The organism is Pseudomonas sp. BF-B-15, assembly GCF_019946675.1.
In the GTDB taxonomy this organism is placed as follows: Bacteria; Pseudomonadota; Gammaproteobacteria; order Pseudomonadales; family Pseudomonadaceae; genus Aquipseudomonas; species Aquipseudomonas migulae.
Genome location: NZ_JAGYFZ010000102.1, coordinates 1 through 20900, shown reverse-complemented (window position 1 = coordinate 20900; position 20900 = coordinate 1). Strand labels below are relative to the sequence as shown.

Annotated in this window: 22 protein-coding genes; 6 read left to right on the top strand and 16 right to left on the bottom strand. The window is 59.6% G+C overall.

Features of this window, described 5'->3' with window-relative positions:
• Window positions 1–246: 246 nt before the first annotated feature.
• The 3 genes from KGA97_RS24605 to KGA97_RS24595 form a co-directional block, all read right to left on the bottom strand.
• On the bottom strand, window positions 247–441 hold the full coding sequence (locus KGA97_RS24605; protein WP_008044165.1) for a hypothetical protein: 195 nt from the start codon (window positions 439–441) through the stop codon (window positions 247–249).
• Window positions 442–460: 19 nt separating this feature from the next.
• The gene (locus tag KGA97_RS24600) at window positions 461–667 is read right to left on the bottom strand and encodes a DUF6021 family protein (RefSeq protein WP_008033692.1); all 207 of its coding nucleotides are present in this window, start codon (window positions 665–667) and stop codon (window positions 461–463) included.
• A 96-nt stretch (window positions 668–763) separates the two neighbouring features.
• Window positions 764–1492 (bottom strand): peptidase C39 family protein, encoded by a 729-nt coding sequence (locus KGA97_RS24595; RefSeq protein WP_223437873.1) that lies wholly within the window; start codon window positions 1490–1492, stop codon window positions 764–766.
• 167 nt (window positions 1493–1659) lie between these two features.
• Here KGA97_RS24595 and KGA97_RS24590 point away from each other — a divergent pair, with 167 nt between their 5' ends.
• Window positions 1660–1830: a hypothetical protein gene (locus KGA97_RS24590; protein WP_177318192.1), complete on the top strand. Its 171-nt coding sequence runs from the start codon at window positions 1660–1662 to the stop codon at window positions 1828–1830.
• 81 nt (window positions 1831–1911) lie between these two features.
• On the opposite strand, the gene KGA97_RS24585 is transcribed toward KGA97_RS24590, so the two are convergent.
• Entirely contained in the window at window positions 1912–2661 is a 750-nt protein-coding gene (locus KGA97_RS24585; RefSeq protein ID WP_008044163.1) for a TerC family protein, read from the bottom strand.
• Between the two features lie 29 nt (window positions 2662–2690).
• Window positions 2691–2933: a hypothetical protein gene (locus KGA97_RS24580; RefSeq protein ID WP_008044162.1), complete on the bottom strand. Its 243-nt coding sequence runs from the start codon at window positions 2931–2933 to the stop codon at window positions 2691–2693.
• A 135-nt stretch (window positions 2934–3068) separates the two neighbouring features.
• Between KGA97_RS24580 and nhaR the strand changes: the two genes are divergently transcribed.
• Window positions 3069–3968: a transcriptional activator NhaR gene (nhaR, locus tag KGA97_RS24575; RefSeq protein WP_223481674.1), complete on the top strand. Its 900-nt coding sequence runs from the start codon at window positions 3069–3071 to the stop codon at window positions 3966–3968.
• A 3-nt stretch (window positions 3969–3971) separates the two neighbouring features.
• Here the strand turns inward: nhaR and KGA97_RS24570 are convergent, their stop codons facing one another.
• A complete protein-coding gene (locus KGA97_RS24570; protein WP_008033699.1) occupies window positions 3972–5126 on the bottom strand; it encodes an MFS transporter in 1155 nt (384 codons plus the stop codon).
• Window positions 5127–5405: 279 nt separating this feature from the next.
• Between KGA97_RS24570 and sstT the strand changes: the two genes are divergently transcribed.
• Window positions 5406–6638, top strand: a complete 1233-nt coding sequence (sstT, locus tag KGA97_RS24565; RefSeq protein ID WP_008033700.1) for a serine/threonine transporter SstT — start codon at window positions 5406–5408, stop codon at window positions 6636–6638.
• 945 nt (window positions 6639–7583) lie between these two features.
• Here the strand turns inward: sstT and thrC are convergent.
• The 4 genes from thrC to xerD form a co-directional block, all read right to left on the bottom strand.
• Window positions 7584–8993: a threonine synthase gene (gene thrC / locus KGA97_RS24560; RefSeq protein ID WP_223481673.1), complete on the bottom strand. Its 1410-nt coding sequence runs from the start codon at window positions 8991–8993 to the stop codon at window positions 7584–7586.
• A 66-nt stretch (window positions 8994–9059) separates the two neighbouring features.
• Window positions 9060–10364, bottom strand: a complete 1305-nt coding sequence (locus KGA97_RS24555) for a homoserine dehydrogenase (protein ID WP_032828598.1) — start codon at window positions 10362–10364, stop codon at window positions 9060–9062.
• 134 nt (window positions 10365–10498) lie between these two features.
• On the bottom strand, window positions 10499–11230 hold the full coding sequence (gene dsbC, locus KGA97_RS24550; RefSeq protein WP_192228458.1) for a bifunctional protein-disulfide isomerase/oxidoreductase DsbC: 732 nt from the start codon (window positions 11228–11230) through the stop codon (window positions 10499–10501).
• A 273-nt stretch (window positions 11231–11503) separates the two neighbouring features.
• Complete coding sequence (xerD, locus tag KGA97_RS24545) at window positions 11504–12400, bottom strand: site-specific tyrosine recombinase XerD (protein WP_008025604.1); 897 nt, start codon at window positions 12398–12400, stop codon at window positions 11504–11506.
• A gap of 107 nt (window positions 12401–12507) precedes the next feature.
• On the opposite strand from xerD, the gene KGA97_RS24540 reads away from it, so the two are divergent.
• On the top strand, window positions 12508–14316 hold the full coding sequence (locus tag KGA97_RS24540; RefSeq protein ID WP_223481672.1) for a cation:proton antiporter: 1809 nt from the start codon (window positions 12508–12510) through the stop codon (window positions 14314–14316).
• Window positions 14317–14411: 95 nt separating this feature from the next.
• On the opposite strand, the gene KGA97_RS24535 is transcribed toward KGA97_RS24540, so the two are convergent.
• From KGA97_RS24535 to ffh, 6 genes are all read right to left on the bottom strand, one after another.
• Window positions 14412–14825, bottom strand: coding sequence for an acyl-CoA thioesterase (locus tag KGA97_RS24535; protein WP_223481671.1), 414 nt, complete (start codon window positions 14823–14825; stop codon window positions 14412–14414).
• Between the two features lie 91 nt (window positions 14826–14916).
• Window positions 14917–15267, bottom strand: a complete 351-nt coding sequence (gene rplS, locus KGA97_RS24530; protein WP_003175895.1) for a 50S ribosomal protein L19 — start codon at window positions 15265–15267, stop codon at window positions 14917–14919.
• A 45-nt stretch (window positions 15268–15312) separates the two neighbouring features.
• Window positions 15313–16065 carry a tRNA (guanosine(37)-N1)-methyltransferase TrmD gene (gene trmD, locus KGA97_RS24525; protein ID WP_007897583.1) on the bottom strand — a complete coding sequence of 251 codons (753 nt, stop codon included), beginning with the start codon at window positions 16063–16065 and terminating at the stop codon, window positions 15313–15315.
• A 2-nt stretch (window positions 16066–16067) separates the two neighbouring features.
• The gene (gene rimM, locus KGA97_RS24520; protein WP_008025598.1) at window positions 16068–16604 is read right to left on the bottom strand and encodes a ribosome maturation factor RimM; all 537 of its coding nucleotides are present in this window, start codon (window positions 16602–16604) and stop codon (window positions 16068–16070) included.
• Window positions 16605–16609: 5 nt separating this feature from the next.
• Window positions 16610–16861 carry a 30S ribosomal protein S16 gene (gene rpsP / locus KGA97_RS24515; protein ID WP_007944872.1) on the bottom strand — a complete coding sequence of 84 codons (252 nt, stop codon included), beginning with the start codon at window positions 16859–16861 and terminating at the stop codon, window positions 16610–16612.
• 408 nt (window positions 16862–17269) lie between these two features.
• Window positions 17270–18646, bottom strand: coding sequence for a signal recognition particle protein (ffh, locus tag KGA97_RS24510; RefSeq protein ID WP_223481670.1), 1377 nt, complete (start codon window positions 18644–18646; stop codon window positions 17270–17272).
• 195 nt (window positions 18647–18841) lie between these two features.
• Between ffh and KGA97_RS24505 the strand changes: the two genes are divergently transcribed.
• Together KGA97_RS24505 and KGA97_RS24500 are read left to right on the top strand one after the other, a co-directional pair.
• A complete protein-coding gene (locus tag KGA97_RS24505) occupies window positions 18842–19654 on the top strand; it encodes an inner membrane protein YpjD (protein ID WP_032828592.1) in 813 nt (270 codons plus the stop codon).
• Between the two features lie 12 nt (window positions 19655–19666).
• The gene (locus KGA97_RS24500) at window positions 19667–20899 is read left to right on the top strand and encodes an HlyC/CorC family transporter (protein ID WP_223437079.1); all 1233 of its coding nucleotides are present in this window, start codon (window positions 19667–19669) and stop codon (window positions 20897–20899) included.
• Window position 20900: the final 1 nt, after the last annotated feature.

Here is a 20900-nt window from a genome sequence, read left to right as displayed (position 1 = left end):
GGGCAACCCGGCATGAATGCCGGGTTAGCCGCCCCCGGCCAGGGATGGCCGATGGCGGCGGGCCCACGGAGCAGGACCGGAGCGAGGGCATGCCGAGCCTAGGCGAGGCACCGAACGAAAGGGGCAAAAGCCCTTTGGTTACTTTGGGGCTTTTCCAAAGTGACTCGCCGTAAGGGCGAAACCAATAGCCGCCGTTACCGCAATAACGGATATACCCCCAATCCACTGAACGCCAAACCGAAAACCTCAATCATTCGGCAACGGCATCTGATCATCATCCGGAATACCATCCCCCGCACTCGGATCCCTTGGCCTCACCACCGGCCTGACCAATGGATCACGCATCGGACTGCCCGGATCCATCACCGGATCAATATCATCCTCCACAGTGGTTGGAACACTGTCCGGACGCTTGTCGTCAAAACTCGAATCAGTAGACATACGCACCTCACACAAAACGTCAGGGTTTCAAATTCGCGAGCGGGTCGTAAGGTTTGGCGGGAGCCTTGCCCGCCTCGCCCGGTTTTACATCCCTTGGCGCCCTGGCAGGTCCGATGGGGTCGACCTGAGGGTCGGCAAGGTCCGGTGAATCCGGATCGAAACCCAACTCATTGCCTGATGAATGCTCGGACGAGTGCGGGCCGGAGGGTGAAGTGGGATGTGTCATGGACGCCTCCTTGGAACGGACCCGGAAACATCCGGGCCCTTATCCTTTAGAGGCCAATCGCAAGTGGCAGTGCCGGGCAGATGACGAACGGGAAGCTTACTGCGAAGTCAGCGCCTTCTTCGCACGGGCAGCGGCCTGCTCCTGACCGGCCTGGGCCAGATCGTTCGCCGCTTTCAACCAACGCGACTGATCAACGTTGGCCGGAATCTGCTCCGGTTTCTGGATCAGCACCGCCCAACCACCCGCATCCTTGAACGACGACTCAAACGAGCTGAAGCTCATCAACTCCCGACGATTCATTCCCGAGCGCAGCAACACAGTCCGCTTCTGACGGTTGTACCCGGCAAGAATGGCGTAACGCGGTTCAGCCCAGAACGCCGAGCCTTCAGTGAAGCGCACCATCACCGGGTAACCCGCCGCAACCTGGGTCAGCAGCGCAGGCAAATGGCTGTCGAGTGGGTAAACGACCATCCCGTACTCGCGGGCGAGGTTCTGCATGTTCTGCTGCAATTGCGCTTCGGCGCCCGGCAGGTGCAAAGGTTTTTCGAGCAACCCTGGAGTAATCACGATGCCCTGCTGGGCCAACAGACTGGCCAGCACCTGGGGCCCGCTTTGAAAGCTTTGCCCACGGTAGAACGTCCCGCTGAGTTCCACGCGTTCCGGCAGACGCTTGACCTCCGGCGCCACACTGCCCGCGCAGCCAGCCAGACCTGCAACACAGCCAGCAATCAGGGCTGCCGTTCGAATTCGCGAAAATACCCGCACCATCATCACTCTCTTGTTCAGACGCCAGGTGTCCGTGCTCCCGGCTTGGCCGTTGATCATAGGACGCCGCGCGACAGCGGTATAGCCTTAACCGGCAGTTGATTGCGTTCGATAGAGCGAACTGATTGGTCGGCACCGACCTTTGGTCAATAGCCTGCAACATGGCAGCGACTAGACTGTCACTTGCAAAGCGTGTGTGCCCGAAGCAGGGCGAAGAGGAGGCACTGATGAGCCTGACAATGACCATTGTGATGTTGATTTTCAGTTGGCTGGCTGTTGCCGCCGCCATGTTGTGGGGAGTCCTGCGAATTGCCCGCAGGCACCATCACCACCCCGCCCAGCCGGCTCGGGTGACGAAAACCGATAAACCGGTTGCACGTCACGCCACTGCGCACTGACGGGCACTTTTTACTACCCCGAATACAAACGGCCGCCTGGACTCTTGCGAGTGCAGGCGGCCGTTTTCGTTTCAGCCCAGGTTACGCTTCAGCGGCAATGCGCTTCTGCTTGGCCCGTCGCGACATCATGTTCAAGCCTTCAATCGTTGCCGAGAACGCCATGGCTGCGTAGACGTAGCCTTTCGGTACGTGGGCGCCGAAGCCTTCGGCGATCAGCGTCATGCCGATCATGATCAGGAAGCCCAGCGCCAGCATCACCACCGTTGGGTTGTCGTTGATGAACTTGGCCAATGGGTCAGCCGCCAACAACATCACCAGCACCGACACCACCACCGCGATGATCATGATCGGCAAATGCTCGGTCATGCCGACAGCGGTAATGATGCTGTCGATGGAGAACACCATGTCCAGCATCAGGATCTGACCGATCGCGGCGGCAAAGCCCAGGGTCACGGTCGAGGTCGCCGACTTCGGATCTTCCGGTGCCGGGTCCATGCTGTGATGGATCTCGGTGGTCGCCTTCCACAACAGGAACAGGCCGCCGGCGATCAGGATCATGTCCTTCCAGGAGAACGCGTGGCCGAGGATCTCGATCACCGGCTCAGTCAACTGGACGATGAACGCGATGGTGCTCAGCAGTGCCAGTCGCAGGATCAGCGCCATGCCGATACCGATGCGCCGCGCCTTCTGCCGATGCTGTTCCGGCAGTTTGTTGGTCAGGATCGAGATGAAGATCAGGTTATCGATGCCAAGCACGATTTCCATCACCACCAGCGTGGCCAGGGCGACCCAGGCGGTGGGGCTTGCAGCAAGTTCTAAAAGGTATTCCATGGGTCAGTCCTGACTCGTTTTAAGACGGTTTAGATTTCCTGGGACGACGATTCGGTTTTCTCTTTGTCGTCGCCCGATGATTCTTTCTTGCTGATCAACCCGCTGGTGGCATCGCTGAGCGCTTGCTCGGCGGCTTTGTGGGTGTCGTCAATCGCTTGCTTGGCGGATTCGGCAGCCTTGCCCATCAGTTGCTGAGCGCTTTTTTCGGCCTGGTCGCAACCGGCCAGCACCAGTAAAGACGCAATCAACAGTGCCGTGGTTTTAAGCTTCATGATGCTTTCCTCGATAGAACAAAACGGGCCGAAACGATGGCCCGTTGATAGCGAGGCATTCTAGGGAGGCAAACACTTCAGGAAAATTCGTATTTTTAGCGGTTATACTTCGGTTTTCACGAACTGTAGGTCGCCATGCTCAACTATCGACAACTGCATTACTTCTGGGTCGTGGCCAAGACCGGCAGCATCGTGCGCGCCTGCGAACAGCTGAACCTGACGCCGCAAACCATCAGCGGGCAGATTTCCTTGCTCGAACAAACGTATGGCATCGAGTTGTTTCGTCGGGTCGGCCGACAGCTGGAACTCACCGAAGCCGGACGCCAGACCCTGCCCTACGCCGAGCAGATGTTTCAGCTCGGTGGTGAATTGGAGCTGATGCTGCGGGCGCAACCCAATGAGCAACAGATTCTGTTTCGGGTTGGCGTGGCTGATGTGGTGCCCAAATCCATCGTCTACCGCCTGATCGCGCCGACCATGGAGCTGAGCGAACCGCTGCGCATTACCTGTCGCGAAGACAAACTCGAACGCTTGCTCGCCGACCTGGCGATTCAGCGCCTCGATCTGGTGATCTCCGACAGCCCGATGCCGTCGCACCTCGACATCAAGGGCTACAGCCAGAAACTCGGGGAATGCGGAATCAGCTTCTTCGCCACCGCCGAACTGGCGGCGCAGTACGGCCAGGATTTCCCGCGCAGCCTGCACGGCGCACCGCTGCTGATTCCGGGGCCGGAAACCGTGGTGCGCAGTCGTTTGCAACGCTGGTTTGCCGAGCAGCAGATTCAGCCGCGCATCGTCGGTGAGTTCGACGACAGCGCGTTGATGCAAGCCTTCGGTCAGTCCGGCAGCGGAATTTTCATCGGCCCGAGCGTGATTGCCGATGAAGTGAAGCGTCAGTACGGCGTGGAATTGATTGGCCAGACCGACGCCGTGACCGAGTCGTTCTACGCCATTTCGGTGGAACGCAAGGTCAAGCACCCCGGTATCGTTGCGATTACCGAAGGTGCCCGACGCGAGCTGTTCACCGCGATGTGAGGGTCAGGCGCAGACTTCGCGGGGCTTGAAGGTCATCAGCGCCATGGCCAACAGGATCGAGATCAGAATAAAACCGGCCGCCGCAAAGCCCAGCCCACCCAGGCCAACGCTGTCGATCACCCGACCACCGACCATCGCGCCCAGACCAATACCGAGGTTGGCGCCGGCAATGTTCAGCGACGCGGCAAAGGCCGGTGCCTCAGGCGCTGCCTTCATCAAACGCACATGGCTGACCAGGAACAACGCCGCTTGTGTCACGCCCCAGATGCCCATTGCTGCCGCCAGACCCAGCGGCGAATGGATATTTGGCACCAGCGTCACCATGCCGGCGATCATGAACGCGCAGAACGTCACGGAAGCGATCAGCGGATGACGATCCACCGCGCGACCGCCCAACGAGTTGCCGATCAGGCCCACCGCGCCGAAGCCCATCAGGCACCAACCCACCACGGTGCCGTTGAAACCGGCCAACCGCTCAAGAATGTCCGCCAGATAGGTGTAAGCGGTGAACATGCCGCTGAACACCAGGATCGACAGCAACACGTGCCCGATCATCAACGGGCTGCGCAGGATCTTGAACTGCGAACGGAAGCTCACCTGGTGTTGATGCAGGCTGGTTTTCGGCAAGTAGATAAACAGCAGCAACGCCTTGGCAAACGCGATCACCGCCAGAATGCCAAAGGCACTGCGCCAGCCGAACGCATCGGAAATCAACGTACCCACCGGAATCCCGAACACCGTCGCGCAAACGATGCCGAAACCGATCTTGGCAATGGCGCGCCCGGCGTAATCCGGCCCGACGATGTCCACCGCCGTCTCACTGGCCAGGGCCCAGAACACCGGCAGCCCGAGCGCGGGGATCAACCGCGCAACGGCCATCACCCAGATGTTCGGCGCAAACGCCGCGAGGGTGTTGGCCAGGCCGAACATGATCAACACCGAGATGAACAACTTGCGCCGTTCGAACCGGGCGAAGTACGCGGTCAGGAACGGCCCGAACGCGGCGACAGTGAAGGCGAACAAGGTGACCAGCAAACCTGCCTGGGGGATGGTCACTTCAAGATCCCGGGCGATTGCCGGCAACAGGCCGACGATGATGAATTCCGTGGTCAGCACCGTGAAACCGGCGGCGGACAACAGAAGGATGGGCAACAGCATGCAGAACTCCAGAAAACGACAACACCAGCGATAGCCCGAAGGCCCACTGGCAGACATGAAAATGAGGATGCGCAATCTTAACAGAGTGTTTCCAAAGGCGGTTGCACGAACCTGCACATCGCGTTTAGCAGGCGGGTGGCAGATCGTCACAGGTCTGAGGGATGCGGACGACGCTGTGATAAAGTCCGCGCCCTGCGATTCGTACACCCTGTTCATCCGCCCTTTAATGGCCGCGATGTCGCGACACCCCGCACCTAATAAAATCAGAGATGCCGTTTTATGACTGCTTCATCCCCTTCGCTATTGCAACGCTTGAAACGCTTGAGCCTGGTTACGCAAATCATCATCGGCCTGCTCGCCGGGATTGCCCTGGCGCTGGTTGCGCCGGACGTGGCGAAGTCCACTGCGTTCATCGGCAAAGTGTTCGTCTCGGCGCTGAAAGCCGTCGCGCCGATTCTGGTGTTCGTGCTGGTCATGGCGTCGATCGCCAACCACAAGCACGGCCAGGAAACACATATCCGCCCAATTCTGTTTCTGTACTTGCTGGGCACGTTTGCGGCGGCCGTGGTCGCGGTCGTGGCCAGCATGATGTTCCCGTCGAGCCTGGTGCTGTCCACCCACGACGTCGCGGTGACGGCGCCGGGCGGTATCGGCGAAGTGCTGCAAAGTCTGCTGCTGAGCGTGGTGGATAACCCGGTCAGCGCGCTGATGAATGCCAATTTCATCGGCATTCTGGCGTGGGCCATCGGCATGGGCGTCGCCATTCGCCATGCCGGTGACACCACGCGTGAAGTGCTCGGCGACTTGTCCAACGGCGTGACCCTGATCGTGCGTCTGGTGATCCGTTTTGCGCCGCTGGGGATTTTCGGCCTGGTGGCGTCGACCCTCGCCACTTCCGGTTTCGGTGCCTTGATCGGCTACGCGCATCTGCTGGCGGTCTTGCTGGGTTGCATGCTGTTTGTGGCGCTGGTGATGAACCCGGTGATCGTGTTCTGGAAGCTGCGTCGCAACCCGTATCCGCTGGTGATCATGTGCTTGCGTGAAAGTGGCATCACGGCGTTTTTCACCCGCAGTTCGGCGGCGAATATTCCGGTCAATCTGGAACTGAGCAAGCGCCTGGGTCTGCATGAGGACACTTATTCGGTTTCGATTCCGCTGGGTGCGACGATCAACATGGCGGGTGCTGCGATCACCATTACTGTGCTGACTCTGGCGGCGGTGCATACGCTGGGTATTGCCGTGGACATTCCGACGGCCATCTTGCTGAGTGTCGTTGCGGCGATTTGTGCCTGTGGCGCTTCGGGTGTGGCGGGTGGTTCGTTGTTGTTGATTCCACTGGCGTGCAGTCTGTTCGGCATTCCGAGTGAAATCGCCATGCAGGTGGTGGCGGTTGGTTTCATTATTGGTGTGTTGCAGGATTCGGCGGAGACTGCGCTGAATTCTTCGACTGATGTGCTGTTTACGGCGGCGGCTTGTTTGGGTGAGGACGAGAAGGCTCAGCGTTTGGCGTGACGCGTGGTTTGGTGGTTTGGTTTGGGGCATATCCGTTTCTTCGGTAACGGCGGCTATTGGTTTCGCCCTTACGGCGAGTCACTTGGAAAAGCCCCAAGTAACCAAGGGCTCTTGCCCCTTTCGTTCGGTGCCTCGCCTAGGCTCGGCATGCCCTCGCTCCGGTCCTGCTCCGTGGGCCCGCCGCCATCGGCCATCCATGGCCGGGGGCGGCTAACCCGGCATCCATGCCGGGTTGCCCACTACGCAGAACCTCCACTCGGCCTCTCGAGGGGGCGCTCAGATCAAAAGCGGAAGGCGAGCTAACGCTCGGCCTGATGAGTGGTGAGAAGCAAAAGCGTACGCGATTTCCTGTAGGAGCCGGCTTGCCGGCGAAAAGCGTTTGGACGACGCGTTCATTCAGACAGCTCGCGTTATCGTTGACGCCCATCGCCAGCAAGCTGGCTCCTACAATTTCGAACGGTGTGAACCCAATCCCTGTAGGAGCCGGCTTGCTGGCGATAGCGTCCGTTCAGTCAATAAATGCGTCGACTGACCCACCGCTATCGCCAGCAAGCCGGCTCCTACAGGGGAGTGGTGCACAGTCCGGAATGAGTGAACGCATCAAAGAAGGACAACGCGAACAACCGAAGAGCCAGGTCGGCTTTCAGGCCGCCTCGGCGGCTGTGGCGGTAGTCGCCCCCTCGAGAGGCCGAGTGGAGGTTCTGCGCAGTGGGCACCGCGGCAGGGATGCCGCGGTAGCCGCCCCCGGCCATGGATGGCCGATGGCGGCGGGCCCACGGAGCAGGACCGGAGCGAGGGCATGCCGAGCATTAGCGAGGCACCGAACGAAAGGGGCAAAAGCCCTTTGGTTACTTTGGGGCTTTTCCAAAGTGACTCGCTGTAAAAGCGAAACCAATAGCCGCCATTACCGCAGCAACGGATATGCCCCCCAATCAATCCATCCGATTACAACGGCTTCCCACGATTCCCATGCTGACTGACAAACGCCTGTACAGCCTTAAGATCATTCGGCAACACCGTGCAACGCTCATCCCGCTCAAACAGATCGGCCAGGTGCACCGGCAACTCCAGCGCTTTACCCACGCCCGCCTTCTCAACCGCATCCGGGAATTTGACCGGGTGCGCAGTGCCAAGGATCACCATCGGAATATCCAGACTACGACGGCATTCACGCGCAGCCTTCACACCGATAGCCGTGTGCGGATCCAGCAACTCACCCGTCTGCTCGTAAACCTCAGCAATCGTTTCGCAAGTTTGCGCATCATCCACAGCCAGCGAATCGAACAGCTTGCGCGCTTCAGTCCAACGCTCCTGTTCAACGCTGAAACCGCCGCCCTGCTTGAACGAATCCATCAACCCGGCAATCGCCGCGCCGTTGCGACCGTGCAGGTCGAACAGCAGACGCTCGAAGTTCGACGACACCATGATGTCCATCGACGGCGACAACGTGGCGTGCAGGGTTTCCTTGACGTACTGATTGCCGCTCATGAAGCGGTGCAGGATGTCGTTGCGGTTGGTGGCGACGATCAACTGATTGATCGGCAGGCCCATGTTGCGCGCCAGGTAACCGGCGAAGATGTCGCCGAAGTTGCCGGTCGGCACCGAGAACGACACCGAACGCGCCGGGCCGCCCAACTGCAGGGACGCATGGAAGTAGTAGACGATCTGGGCCATGATCCGCGCCCAGTTGATCGAGTTCACCGCCACCAGACGCGTGCCCTTGAGGAAACTCTGGTCGGCGAAGCTCGCCTTGACCATTTCCTGGCAGTCATCGAAGTTGCCTTCGATGGCGATGTTGTGGATGTTCTCGCCGAAGATGGTGGTCATCTGCCGACGCTGCACTTCAGACACGCGGTTGTGCGGATGCAGGATGAAGATGTCGACGTTTTCGCAGTGCTTGCAGCCTTCGATGGCGGCCGAACCGGTATCACCGGAAGTGGCGCCGACGATCACCACGCGCTCACCGCGTTTTTCCAGCACGTAATCGAGCAGGCGACCGAGCAGTTGCAGGGCGAAGTCCTTGAACGCCAGGGTCGGGCCGTGGAACAGCTCCAGCACCCACTCATTGCCGTTCAGTTGACGCAACGGTGCCACGGCGTTGTGCGAGAACACGCCATAGGTTTCTTCAAGAATCTTTTTGAAATCGGCATCAGGAATGCTGCCGGTGACGAACGGGCGCATCACCCGGAAAGCCAGCTCGTGATACGGCAGGCCGGCCCAGGAAGCGATTTCTTCCTGGGTGAAACGTGGCAGGTTTTCCGGGACGTACAGACCGCCGTCAGTGGCCAGACCGGCCAGCAGGACGTCTTCGAAATTCAGGGCCGGTGCCTGGCCGCGGGTGCTGATATAACGCATGACTGACTCCAATGGACAGTGTTCGCAAACCCGGGCCCGCACGCAGGCCCGGTGAACGATAACGGCTTAGTTCAGGTGCTCGACGCGGATCCGTACGACCGGACCGACCACGCCCGTGAGGGCTTCGAGGGCGGCAATCGCGTCGTTCATGTGCTGTTCCAGCACACGGTGGGTCAGCAGGATCATCGGCACCAGGCCGTCATGCTCTTCGACTTCTTTCTGCATGATCGATTCGATGTTGATGCCGCGCTCCGACAGGATGCTCGCAACCTGAGCCAGCACGCCCGGATGGTCCTTGGCCTGAATGCGCAGGTAGTAGGCGCTTTCGCAGGCTTCGATCGGCAGGATCGGATGCGCCGACAGCGAATCTGGCTGGAAGGCCAGGTGCGGCACGCGGTTTTCCGGATCGGAAGTCATGGCGCGAACCACGTCCACCAGGTCGGCGATCACCGACGAAGCGGTCGGCTCCATGCCGGCACCGGCACCGTAGAACAGGGTCGAACCAGCAGCGTCACCGTTGACCATCACTGCGTTCATCACGCCGTTGACGTTGGCGATCAGGCGATCGGCCGGGATCAGCGTCGGGTGCACGCGCAACTCGATGCCAGCCGCAGTGCTGCGAGCGACGCCCAGGTGCTTGATGCGATAGCCCAGCGCTTCGGCGTAGTTCACGTCAGCCGTGGTCAGCTTGGTGATGCCTTCGGTGTAGGCCTTGTCGAATTGCAGCGGAATGCCGAACGCGATGGAGGCCAGGATCGTCAGCTTGTGGGCCGCGTCGATGCCTTCAACGTCGAAGGTCGGATCGGCTTCGGCGTAACCCAGGGCCTGCGCCTCGGCGAGTACGTCTTCGAAGGTGCGACCCTTCTCGCGCATCTCGGTGAGGATGAAGTTGCCGGTGCCGTTGATGATGCCGGCGACCCAGTTGATCCGGTTGGCGGACAGGCCTTCACGGATCGCCTTGATCACCGGAATACCACCGGCCACGGCCGCTTCGAACGCAACGATCACGCCCTTCTCGCGAGCCTTGGCGAAAATTTCATTACCGTGAACGGCGATAAGCGCCTTGTTCGCGGTGACCACATGCTTGCCATTCTCGATGGCCTTGAGTACCAGCTCACGGGCAACGGTGTAGCCGCCCATCAGCTCTATAACGATGTCGATCTCAGGGTTCGTGGCCACTTCGAAGACATCGTTGGTAATCGCAATACCGGTCGTTTGGAACTGAGGCTTTGGCGTGCGAATGGCAATTTGTGCCACTTCGATTCCACGCCCGGCACGACGAGCAATTTCCTCGGCGTTGCGCTGAAGTACGTTGAAGGTACCGCCACCGACGGTCCCTAACCCACAGATGCCTACTTTGACCGGTTTCACTGTGAACTCCCCATAAAACGGCCGACTCAAGGCCGGCCGTGAAAACAGCCGCATGCTCGCGGCTCTCTATTAATGGCCCGGCAAATGTTGCCGCCGGACCATGATCGTCAAAGGCTGGCCGTGACGATGCGAATTTACTTCGCGCCCAGCGCCAGTTTGGCGACTTGTGGCGCAGGCTGGTAGCCCGGAATGACCTGACCGTCGGCCAAAACGATGGCCGGTGTGCCGTTCACGCCAATTGACTGACCGAGGGCGAACTGTTTGGAAACCGGGTTATCGCACTTGGCGGCCTTGATTTCCTTGCCGTCGACCATTTTGTCCATGGCCGCTTTCTTGTCTTTCGAGCACCAGACCGCTTGCAGCTGTTCGTCACCCGGCGAGCCCAGGCCCTGGCGCGGGAACGCGACGTAGCGCACTTCGATGCCGCGCTTGTTCAGCTCAGGCACTTCGGCATGCAGTTTGTGGCAGTACGGGCAGGTGGTGTCGGTAAACACGGTGATGTGCGATTTGGTTTCGCCGATGGCCGGGTAGACCACGGTTTCCGCAACAGGAATGGCGTTGACCAGCTTGGAAATGCCCAGGCGTTCGGCTTTTTCGGTCAGGTTGACCGGCTTGCCGTCCTTGAGCTGAAACATGTAGCCCTGAACCACGTATTGGCCGTCGGCACTGGCATACAGCACGCGGCTGCCCTGCAGTTTGACTTCATACAGGCCCGGCAGCGGACTGGCGGAAATGCTTTCTACCGGCACTTCGAGCTGGAGGGTTTCCAGGCTCTTACGAATGGCTTTGTCGGCCGCGTCATCGGCGACGGCAAGGGTGCTGACCAACGCAATGGCTGCGGCGGCGAAAATCTGGGTCAGACGCATGAGAACTCCTGAAGGCGGACAAATGGGACGACCAGAACGCCCGTGCCGAAACACCGGGTCATAACCGCCCATCGTACAAACCGACAAAGCCTACCACATAAGGGCTGTGTGGCCGAATGTGGGGTGACAAGACAACACCGCACTCCCTGTAGGAGCGAAGCTTGCTCGCGAAGGAGGTCAGGACAACACGTTCATCCAGACAGCACGCGTTATCGTTGACGTTCTTCGCGAGCAAGCTTCGCTCCTACAGGGATCGCGCAGCAGGGAATGTGATCATCCGCGCGGGTGGTGTTTGGCATGCAGGTCCTGCAGGCGTGCCCGGGCGACGTGGGTGTAGATCTGAGTGGTCGACAGATCGCTATGGCCGAGCAGCATCTGTACCACTCGCAAATCCGCGCCGTGGTTGAGCAGGTGCGTGGCGAAGGCATGGCGCAAAGTGTGCGGCGACAGCGATTTGCCGATCCCGGCGACCTTGGCCTGATGCTTGATCCGGTGCCAGAAGGTCTGGCGCGTCATCTGCTCGCCGCGCTGACTGGGGAACAGCACATCACTGGGACGCCCGCCGAGCAGCTCGCCACGGGCGTCGCGCATGTAACGCTCGACCCAGACAATCGCCTCCTCGCCCATCGGCACCAGCCGCTCCTTGCTGCCCTTGCCCATCACCCGCAGCACGCCCTGGCGCAGGTTGACCTGCTCCAGCGTCAGGCTGATCAGTTCCGTCACCCGCAAACCGCAGGCGTACAGCACTTCGAGCATGGCGCGGTCACGCTGGCCAATCGCTTCACTCAAATCCGGCGCTTTCAGCAGTGCTTCCACATCGGCTTCCGACAAGGATTTTGGCAACGGCCTACCGAGTTGAGGCATATCAACGCGTAACGTCGGATCGACCGCGATCAACTTTTCCCGCAACAGATAGCGATAAAAGCCACGCACACCCGAGAGAAATCGCGCAGTGGAACGGGGTTTGTAGTTCTGTTCCAGGCGCCAGGCCAGGTGATCGAGGATCAACTCGCGACCGGCGTTGATCAACTCCAGCCCCTTCTCCTGCAGCCAGCCATTGAACAAGGCCAGGTCACTGCGATAGGCATCGCGAGTGTTGTCGGAAAGGCCTTTCTCCAGCCATAACGCGTCGAGGAATTGGTCTATCAGTGGATGATCGATGGCAGGCATGGGCACTCGAAACATGCAGTCTTGAGACTGCGCGCGAAAAAAAGGTGAACAGTAAAAACCACCGCTAGTCTTTCATAGCCCGCTACTTCAAGGAACAGGAAGACTCAATGAACGAGCAACAGATTCTGTTGGCTTTTGGCGGTATTGGTGCGGCGGCTCTGGGGTGTCAGTGGCTGGCGTGGCGACTGAAATTGCCGGCGATCCTGTTTCTGTTGCTGAGCGGCATTCTGGTCGGCCCGATCCTGGGCTGGCTCGACCCACAGGAAATGTTCGGCCCATTGCTAATGCCACTGGTGTCGCTGGCGGTGGCGCTGATTCTGTTTGAAGGCAGCCTGACGCTGCACCTCTCGGAGTGGCGCGAAATCGGCAGCGTCGTACGCCGGCTGGTGACGATTGGCGCGATCTCGACCTGGGTGGTCATTGCTGTTGCCACGCATTGCCTGCTGGATTTCGACTGGTTGCTCGCGATACTTTTCGGCAGCCTGACGTTGGTCACCGGGCCCACGGTCATCGTACCGATGCTGCGCGTGGTACGCCCCAAAGCCTCGATTGCCAACATCCTGCGCTGGGAAGGCATCGTCATCGACCCGATCGGCGCCCTCCTCGCCGTGGTGGTCTACAGCTTCATCATCGCCCGTACGTCAGATGACGGCTTGAGCCAAAGCCTGCTGACCTTCGGCGGAGTGATTCTGTGCGGCACCGCATTCGGGATTGCCGGCGGCTGGGTGCTCGGCACGATCATTCGGCGCCAATGGTTGCCGGAATACCTGCACAACCTGGCGGCGTTGGCGGCGGTGCTGGGGATTTTCATTACCGCCAATCAAGTCATGCACGAATCCGGTTTGCTGGCCGTGACCTTGATGGGGATCTGGCTGGCCAACATGAAGGACGTGGATGTGCGGGACATCCTGCACTTCAAGGAAAACCTCAGCGTGCTGCTGATCTCCGGGCTGTTCATTTTGCTCGCGGCGCGACTCGATTTGAACGCCTTGATCGGCCTCGGGCCGCTGGTGCTGATTCTGTTGCTGATCATTCAGTTCATTGCACGGCCATTGAACGTCATGCTTTCCACGGCAGGCTCGAGTTTGAGCTGGCGCGAGCGGGCACTGCTGTCATGGATCGCACCTCGCGGAATCGTGGCGGCGGCGGTTTCGGCGATTTTCGCCGTTCGCCTGAATGAGGCCGGACTCGAAGGCGCGTTGCTGCTGGTGCCGCTGACGTTTGCGGTGATCATCGGCACGGTAGTGTTGCAAAGTGCCACGGCCCGGCCATTGGCGCGCTTGCTGAAAGTCGCCGAACCGGCGCCCAGCGGCTTTCTGATCGTCGGTGCCAACGCCCCGGCACGTACCTTGGGCAAAGCCCTGCAACAGCTGGGCTGTCGAGTGCTGCTGACGGATTCGAGCTGGGAGAATATTCGCGCGGCGCGCATGGACGGTTTGCCGACGTACTTTGGTAACCCGGCGTCGCAGCATGCCGACGCTCATCTGGATCTGGTCGGGCTTGGGCATTTGCTGACATTGTCGCCATCCGGCGAATTGAATGCGTTGGCGTCGATGCGTTTTCGACACGATTTCGGCCATCAGCGACTGTTTGGTCTCGCCAGTGGTCAGGAAAGCCACCGCACTGACAAGCACCGCGCCAGCCATGAACATCGCGGGCGTTTGCTGGGCAATGAGGAACTGACCTACAACAAACTGGCTAATCTGCTGCACCAGGGTGCCGAGCTGTACAGCACAACTCTGACGGAGGGGTTCGGCTGGGAGGATTACCGGGCGCTGCATGGGGAACGCGCGACATTACTGTTCGCTCGCGATGACAGCGGATGGGTGCATGTGGCGACGCCGGACAGTCCGTTGAAGCCTTCGGCGGGGTGGACGTTGTTGGCGTTGATTCAACCGCAGGTCGGCGGCGCCTGATAGATCGATTCGCGGGCAAGCCTCGCTCCTACAGGTATGTAAGGAACCCTTGTAGGAGCGAGGCTTGCCCGCGAAAGCCGCACCACGGTATCAAGTCAGGCGGCAAACTCAGGCAACACCGGCACCGGCCGCTTGTCTTCATCAATCGCCACAAAACTGAACTGCCCATGAATCGCCTTCTCGCGACCATCACAGCTCATGCTTTCAACAAACACTTCAACCTCAACCTTGAGGCTGGTGTTGCCGACCTTGATCACCCGCCCGACCAGTTCAACGATGGAGCCGGCAGGGATTGCGTGATTGAAGTCGATGCGGTCCGTGGAAACGGTCACCAGCGGTAGCCGACAAAAGCGGGTGGCGGTGATGAATGACACTTCATCCATCCAGGCCAGCGCAGTGCCGCCGAACAGGGTGTTGTGGTGGTTGGTAGTCGACGGGAAAACCGCCTTGGTCACGCGGCTCACCGAGAGTTCGGTGCGGCGTTCGATTTCTTGCTCACGAGCGGTCATGGGTCTACAGCCTGAAACGAAATTCCGGGATAAATGGCGGGCAACAAAAAAGCAGCCCGTAGGCTGCTTTTTTCTGCATCGGAAGCTGGACTTAAGCCAGTTTTTCCTTGATGCGAGCTGCTTTACCGGACAGGTCACGCAGGTAGTACAGCTTGGCTTTACGTACGTCACCGCGACGTTTAACGGCCATGCTGTCGATTTGCGGGCTGTAGGTCTGGAAAGTACGCTCTACGCCAACACCGTTGGAGATTTTACGAACGGTGAAAGCACTGTTTACGCCGCGGTTACGCTTGGCGATAACAACACCTTCGAACGCTTGCAGACGCGAACGGTCGCCTTCCTTCACTTTCACCTGAACGACAATGGTGTCGCCCGGGGCAAAGGTAGGGATCTCTTTGGTCATCTGCTCTGCTTCGAGTGCAAGGATGATTTTGTTAGTCATGCTGTGCTCCTAAGGTAAATCAACGGACTTACCATCGATACGTTGTTAACTATCGTCCCGCTCGCGGATGTATTCCTCGAGCAGCTTCTTCTCTTCTCCAGAAAGCGAGCGGCTTTCCAGAAGATCGGCGCGTCGTTCAAAGGTCCTACCAAGGGACTGCTGTAAACGCCAACGCCGGATGTGCGCGTGATTGCCACTTAGCAATACGTCGGGAACACGCTGATCCGCATACACCTCCGGTCGGGTGTAGTGCGGGCAATCCAGCAAACCATCCGTAAAGGAATCTTCCTCGGCGGAGTCCGCATGCCCTAAAGCTCCAGGCAGCAGTCGTGTAACCGCATCGATCAGGACCATCGCCGGCAGCTCGCCGCCAGACAGTACATAGTCGCCAATCGACCACTCTTCATCGACATGAGCATCAATAAAACGCTCGTCAATGCCTTCATAGCGGCCGGCAATCAGGATCAATGCATCCAGATTCGCCAACTCGCGTACCGCCGACTGAGTCAGTTGACGGCCTTGGGGGGACAGGTAAATCACCTTCGCCGCCTCCCCGGCTGCTGCCTTGGCCTGAACCAGAGCATCTTCCAGGGGCTTGATCTTCATCACCATGCCCGGGCCACCGCCAAATGGGCGATCGTCCACAGTGTGATGTCGATCCGTCGTGTAGTCTCGCGGATTCCAACAGGTGAGCTGCAAGAGCCCCTGTTTCACCGCCCGACTGGTGATGCCGTACTCGCTGATGGCGGAGAACATCTCGGGAAACAAACTGATCACTTCTACGCGCAAGTTAGCCACGCTTAGAAGTCCGCGTCCCAATCCACCTTCATCTCGCCTGCGGCAAGGTCGACAGCCAACACGCATTGCTCCGTATAGGGCAATAGGCGTTCGCGATCATCCAGGCTGCCAGCGCAAGGCTTGACCACCATTACATCATTGGCGCCGGTTTCCAGAAGATGATCGATTTTCCCGAGCAATTGCCCAAGGTGATCAATAACCTTCAGACCTTCCAGCTGGTACCAGTAGTACTCGCCGTCGGTCAATTCAGGGAACAGGTTGCGCGGCACGCAGATCTCATAACCGGCCAGAAGACGAGCTTCTTCACGATCATCAAGACCCTTGAGCTTTGCGACCAGGAACTTGTCGCTCCCGCGTCCGCTGACCAGCTCGACCTGTTTCACATTGCCTTCGCGCTTGAGCGTCCAGGTTTTGTACTGCAACAGGTTTTCAGTCGGATCAGTAAAGGAATACACCTTCACTTCGCCGCGAACGCCATGAACAGAATAAATCTTGCCGATAACGATCAAATCATCAGCAATGGCTGGCGTCGCGTTCATATTGCTCAGGCCGCAGCCTTAGCAGCGTCCTTCAACAACTGAGCAACACGCTCAGAAGGTTGTGCACCAACGCTCAGCCAGTAGGCTACGCGCTCTTGGTTCACGGACAGACGGACTTCTTGACCACGAGCAACAGGGTTGAAGAAACCAACCTGTTCCTTGTGCGAACCGTCGCGCGGGTTGCGGCTGTCGGTTACGGTCAAGTGGTAAAACGGGCGCTTTTTGGAGCCGCCAAGGGCAAGACGGATTGTTAGCATGTGAACATCGTTCCTGTAGTCGGTGCTGCAAATCTAAAGGCACAGCGGGCATAGGTGCCCGAAAGGCCGCATATTCTAAGGAATATCCGGACTTTTGCAAATGTCTTTTTCCGGCGGCCTATCGGACGCCATCCAGATTTGCTATAGAGCCGTCGTTGAAAACGGCCAGTCAGCTCCCGCCAAGTGCGGGTTTGCTGGAGATCCCACTTCCGTGTGGGCTGCGCAAGAGCAAGCCCCTGCGCGAATTCTTGTGTCCAGTCTCACCAATAATGCTCATATTTTGGCGAGTGATTGTTGAACTCAGGCAAGGCGCCGCGACGAGTCATAGCTGGCTATGGCGAGGAGCGGCAACGCAGCATGAGGTCAACAGGCACCGCCAAAATTGAGCAGTATTGGTGTGACTGGACACTATATTTTCGGCATGCCGCCGCCGGGCAACATACCGCCCATGCCGCGCATCATTTTGGCCATTCCGCCTTTCGCGGAGAATTTCTTCATCATCTTCTGCATCTGCTTGTGCTGCTTGATCAAGCGACCGATGTCCTGCACCTGGGTGCCGGAACCCATGGCGATCCGGCGTTTGCGCGAACCGCTGATCAGCTCAGGGTCGCGGCGCTCGGCCGGGGTCATGGAATTGATGATGGCTTCCATCTGCTTGAATTGTTTCTCTGCCGCGCCCTGGGCATTGCCCATTTGCGCCAGGTTCACACCGCCGATGTTCGGCAGTTTGTCCATGAGGCCACCGAGGCCGCCCATGTTCTTCATCTGTTGCAGCTGATCGCGGAAGTCTTCGAGGTCGAAGCCCTTGCCCTTCTTCAGCTTCTTGGCCAGCTTGTCGGCCTTGTCCTTGTCGAGCGTCGCTTCGGCCTGTTCGATCAGGCTGAGCACGTCGCCCATGCCGAGGATCCGCGAAGCGATACGCTCCGGGTGGAACGGCTCAAGGGCTTCGGTCTTCTCGCCCATACCGATGAACTTGATCGGCTTGCCGGTGATGGCACGAACGGACAGTGCGGCACCGCCACGGGCGTCGCCGTCGACCTTGGTCAGGATCACACCGGTCAGCGGCAGTGCATCGCCGAAGGCCTTGGCCGTGTTGGCGGCATCCTGGCCGGTCATGGCGTCGACCACGAACAGCGTTTCGACCGGGTTGATCGCGGCGTGCAACGCCTTGATCTCGCCCATCATCTCTTCGTCGATGTGCAGACGACCGGCGGTATCGACGATGACCACATCAATAAACTTAAGCTTTGCTTCTTTTATAGCCGCTTGTGCGATGTCGACCGGCTTCTGGCTCAGGTCGGACGGGAAGAACGTCACGCCGATGTCGTTGGCCAGGGTTTCCAGCTGCTTGATCGCCGCCGGACGGTAAACGTCCGCGGACACCACCATCACCGACTTCTTCTTGCGCTCTTTAAGGAAGCGCGCAAGTTTACCGGCGGTGGTGGTTTTACCGGCGCCCTGCAAACCGGCCATCAATACGACGGCGGGCGGAACGGCGCTCAGGTTCAGGTCTTCGTTGGCCGCACCCATCAGGCTTTCGAGTTCGGCCTGGACGATCTTCACGAAGGCCTGGCCCGGCGTCAGGCTACGCGACACCTCGGTGCCGACGGCGCGTTCCTTGACCGAATTGACGAAGTCCTTCACCACCGGCAAGGCGACGTCGGCTTCGAGCAACGCCATGCGCACTTCGCGCAGGGTGTCTTTGATGTTGTCCTCGGTCAGTTTGGCCTTGCCGGTGACATGGCGCAGCGTCTGCGAGAGACGGTCGGTTAAGTTTTCAAACATTGCGCGATCCTTTCAGGCCCTGTGTAGACCGGGATAATGGCGGCCCAGACCGGAATCAACATGTGCTCGGCGAGCCTGCGGCGTGGGCAGGTCGCGGATTATAGCGAAGACTGCGACTGGCGGACACCTCGCACTTTCGTGGTGTGTGGGTTCTATGCCAAACTCAGCGCCTTTCGGGCTTGCCTAACAGGATTTATGCTCCCCTTGTCACCCAGTTTGCTTACCACTCTCGCCGCCGCCTGCTTATATGCCGCTGCGACCATTTATCAGGGCTCTCGCCTGGCCACCGGCGCCAAGGCGAACAAACGCCTGCTGGTCACGCTCGGCGTGCTCGCCGTGCTGGCTCACAGCGCCAGCCTGTTCACCCACCTGCTGACACCGATTGGCCTGGGCCTGGACTTTTTCAGCGCCGCCAGCCTGATCGCCGCGGCGGTCATTGCCCTGACGCTGCTGGCCTGCTCGCGGATCCCGGTGGAAAACCTGCTGATATTGCTGTTGCCGCTGGGCGCCGCCACCGTGCTGCTGGCACAGTTCGCCCCGGCCGGCACGGTGCAGATCATCGACGAAGAGCCGGGCATCCTCGCGCATATCCTGTTGTCGATCCTGGCTTACGGCATGTTCACCATCGCGGTGTTCCAGGCCTTGCTGCTGCTGGTTCAGGACCATCAGCTCAAGCACAAGCACCCGTCCGGACTGATCAAGAACTTCCCGCCGCTGCAAACCATGGAAAGCCTGCTGTTCAGTTTCCTGTGGGCCGGCTGGACATTGCTGTCGCTGTCGCTGATCTCTGGCTGGCTGTTCGTCGACAATCTGTTCGCCCAGCACCTGGTGCACAAAACCTTGCTGGCGTGCCTGGCCTGGATCGTCTTCAGCGTGCTGCTGTGGGGCCGCAACCGCCTCGGCTGGCGCGGACACAAGGCCATTCGCTGGACCCTCGCCGGTTTCTGCCTGTTGATGCTCGCGTATTTCGGCAGCAAGCTGGTCCGTGAATACATCCTGCACATCTGACGGGCGGCATAAATGGACGACTTGCCCATAGGGCCGATGCTCGCCGTAGTGGCCCTGCTGATTTTATGGTCGGGGCTGTTCACCGCCATTGAAGCGGCACACCAGCACTTGCTGGCCCAGCGTACCGCCTCGCGCGCAAGCGACAAACCGGTGGCGAAGCTGAGTTTTCCGCTCAACAGCCTGATTTTCTGCAACACCCTGTGCCGTGCACTGGTAGTGGTCATCAGCACCTTGCTGGCGATTTTCACCTGGGCTGAAAACGGTCCATGGGCCGCGTGCCTGGGGGCCGGCGCGATTCTGCTGGTGTTTGCCGACTACCTGCCGCGCACCCTCGCCGCCCGCTATCCCGACGCGGTCCTGGCGCTGGGCAACACCTTGCTCCGCGCGCCGCTGAAAATCATCTACCCGGCCGCCTGGCTGCTCAATGGCATCAGCCAGTTGCTGATGCGGCCGTTTGCCCGCAAGGCCAAAGTGGTACAGCAGAGCGAGGACGAGACGCCGAAGGATCGTCACGACGATCAACAACCGGTTTGCCGTCCGCACGCGGTGTCCGGCATCCACGCGCTGGACAACATCACGGTCAACGACATTCTGGTACCGCGCAGCGATGTCGACGGGATCAACCTCGACGACTCCATCGAAGAAATCCTCGAACAGCTTCGGGCCAACCGGCGCACGCGCCTGCCGGTGTTCCACAGTGACATCAACCAGGTCGAGGCGGTGCTCAACACCCGGCAGATTCGCCATCTGCTGCCCGACGGCCAACTCACTCGCGAAGCGTTGCTGGCCGCGTGTCACGACCCGTATTTCGTACCGGAAAGCACACCGTTGCAGCTGCAACTGCTGAACTTTCACAAACAGCAGCGGCGCCTGGGCATGGTGGTCGACGAGTATGGCGAAGTGCTCGGCATCGTCACGCTGGAAGACATTCTCGAAGAAATCGTCGGCGAATTCGAAAGCCAGCACAGCCTGGACAACCCGCACATCCATCCACAGGCCGATGGACGCCTGGTGATCGACGGTGCGGCGTCGATTCGCGACCTGAACAAAAGCCTCGGCTGGCATTTGCCCAGCGATGGCCCGAAAACCCTTAACGGGCTGGTGACCGAAGCGCTGGAGACGATTCCGGACAGCGCGGTGTGCCTGAAGATCGGGCGTTATCGGCTGGAGATTCTGGAGACCGAAGACAACCGCGTGACCCGCGTGTTGATCTGGCATACGGCCGCAACCCCCACAACTGTCTGAC

Coding starts and splice junctions, on each gene's coding strand:
- rimM (WP_008025598.1), bottom strand. CDS start 16,604: ATGAACGCGACGCCAGCCATTGCTGATGATTTGATCGTTATCGGCAAG.
- KGA97_RS24535 (WP_223481671.1), bottom strand. CDS start 14,825: ATGACCGCTCGTGAGCAAGAAATCGAACGCCGCACCGAACTCTCGGTG.
- KGA97_RS24580 (WP_008044162.1), bottom strand. CDS start 2,933: ATGAAGCTTAAAACCACGGCACTGTTGATTGCGTCTTTACTGGTGCTG.
- KGA97_RS24605 (WP_008044165.1), bottom strand. CDS start 441: ATGTCTACTGATTCGAGTTTTGACGACAAGCGTCCGGACAGTGTTCCA.
- nhaR (WP_223481674.1), top strand. CDS start 3,069: ATGCTCAACTATCGACAACTGCATTACTTCTGGGTCGTGGCCAAGACC.
- sstT (WP_008033700.1), top strand. CDS start 5,406: ATGACTGCTTCATCCCCTTCGCTATTGCAACGCTTGAAACGCTTGAGC.
- rpsP (WP_007944872.1), bottom strand. CDS start 16,861: ATGCTAACAATCCGTCTTGCCCTTGGCGGCTCCAAAAAGCGCCCGTTT.
- dsbC (WP_192228458.1), bottom strand. CDS start 11,230: ATGCGTCTGACCCAGATTTTCGCCGCCGCAGCCATTGCGTTGGTCAGC.
- thrC (WP_223481673.1), bottom strand. CDS start 8,993: ATGCGTTATATCAGCACCCGCGGCCAGGCACCGGCCCTGAATTTCGAA.
- KGA97_RS24570 (WP_008033699.1), bottom strand. CDS start 5,126: ATGCTGTTGCCCATCCTTCTGTTGTCCGCCGCCGGTTTCACGGTGCTG.
- rplS (WP_003175895.1), bottom strand. CDS start 15,267: ATGACTAACAAAATCATCCTTGCACTCGAAGCAGAGCAGATGACCAAA.
- KGA97_RS24600 (WP_008033692.1), bottom strand. CDS start 667: ATGACACATCCCACTTCACCCTCCGGCCCGCACTCGTCCGAGCATTCA.
- KGA97_RS24500 (WP_223437079.1), top strand. CDS start 19,667: ATGGACGACTTGCCCATAGGGCCGATGCTCGCCGTAGTGGCCCTGCTG.
- KGA97_RS24505 (WP_032828592.1), top strand. CDS start 18,842: ATGCTCCCCTTGTCACCCAGTTTGCTTACCACTCTCGCCGCCGCCTGC.
- KGA97_RS24540 (WP_223481672.1), top strand. CDS start 12,508: ATGAACGAGCAACAGATTCTGTTGGCTTTTGGCGGTATTGGTGCGGCG.
- KGA97_RS24585 (WP_008044163.1), bottom strand. CDS start 2,661: ATGGAATACCTTTTAGAACTTGCTGCAAGCCCCACCGCCTGGGTCGCC.
- KGA97_RS24595 (WP_223437873.1), bottom strand. CDS start 1,492: ATGATCAACGGCCAAGCCGGGAGCACGGACACCTGGCGTCTGAACAAG.
- xerD (WP_008025604.1), bottom strand. CDS start 12,400: ATGCCTGCCATCGATCATCCACTGATAGACCAATTCCTCGACGCGTTA.
- ffh (WP_223481670.1), bottom strand. CDS start 18,646: ATGTTTGAAAACTTAACCGACCGTCTCTCGCAGACGCTGCGCCATGTC.
- KGA97_RS24590 (WP_177318192.1), top strand. CDS start 1,660: ATGAGCCTGACAATGACCATTGTGATGTTGATTTTCAGTTGGCTGGCT.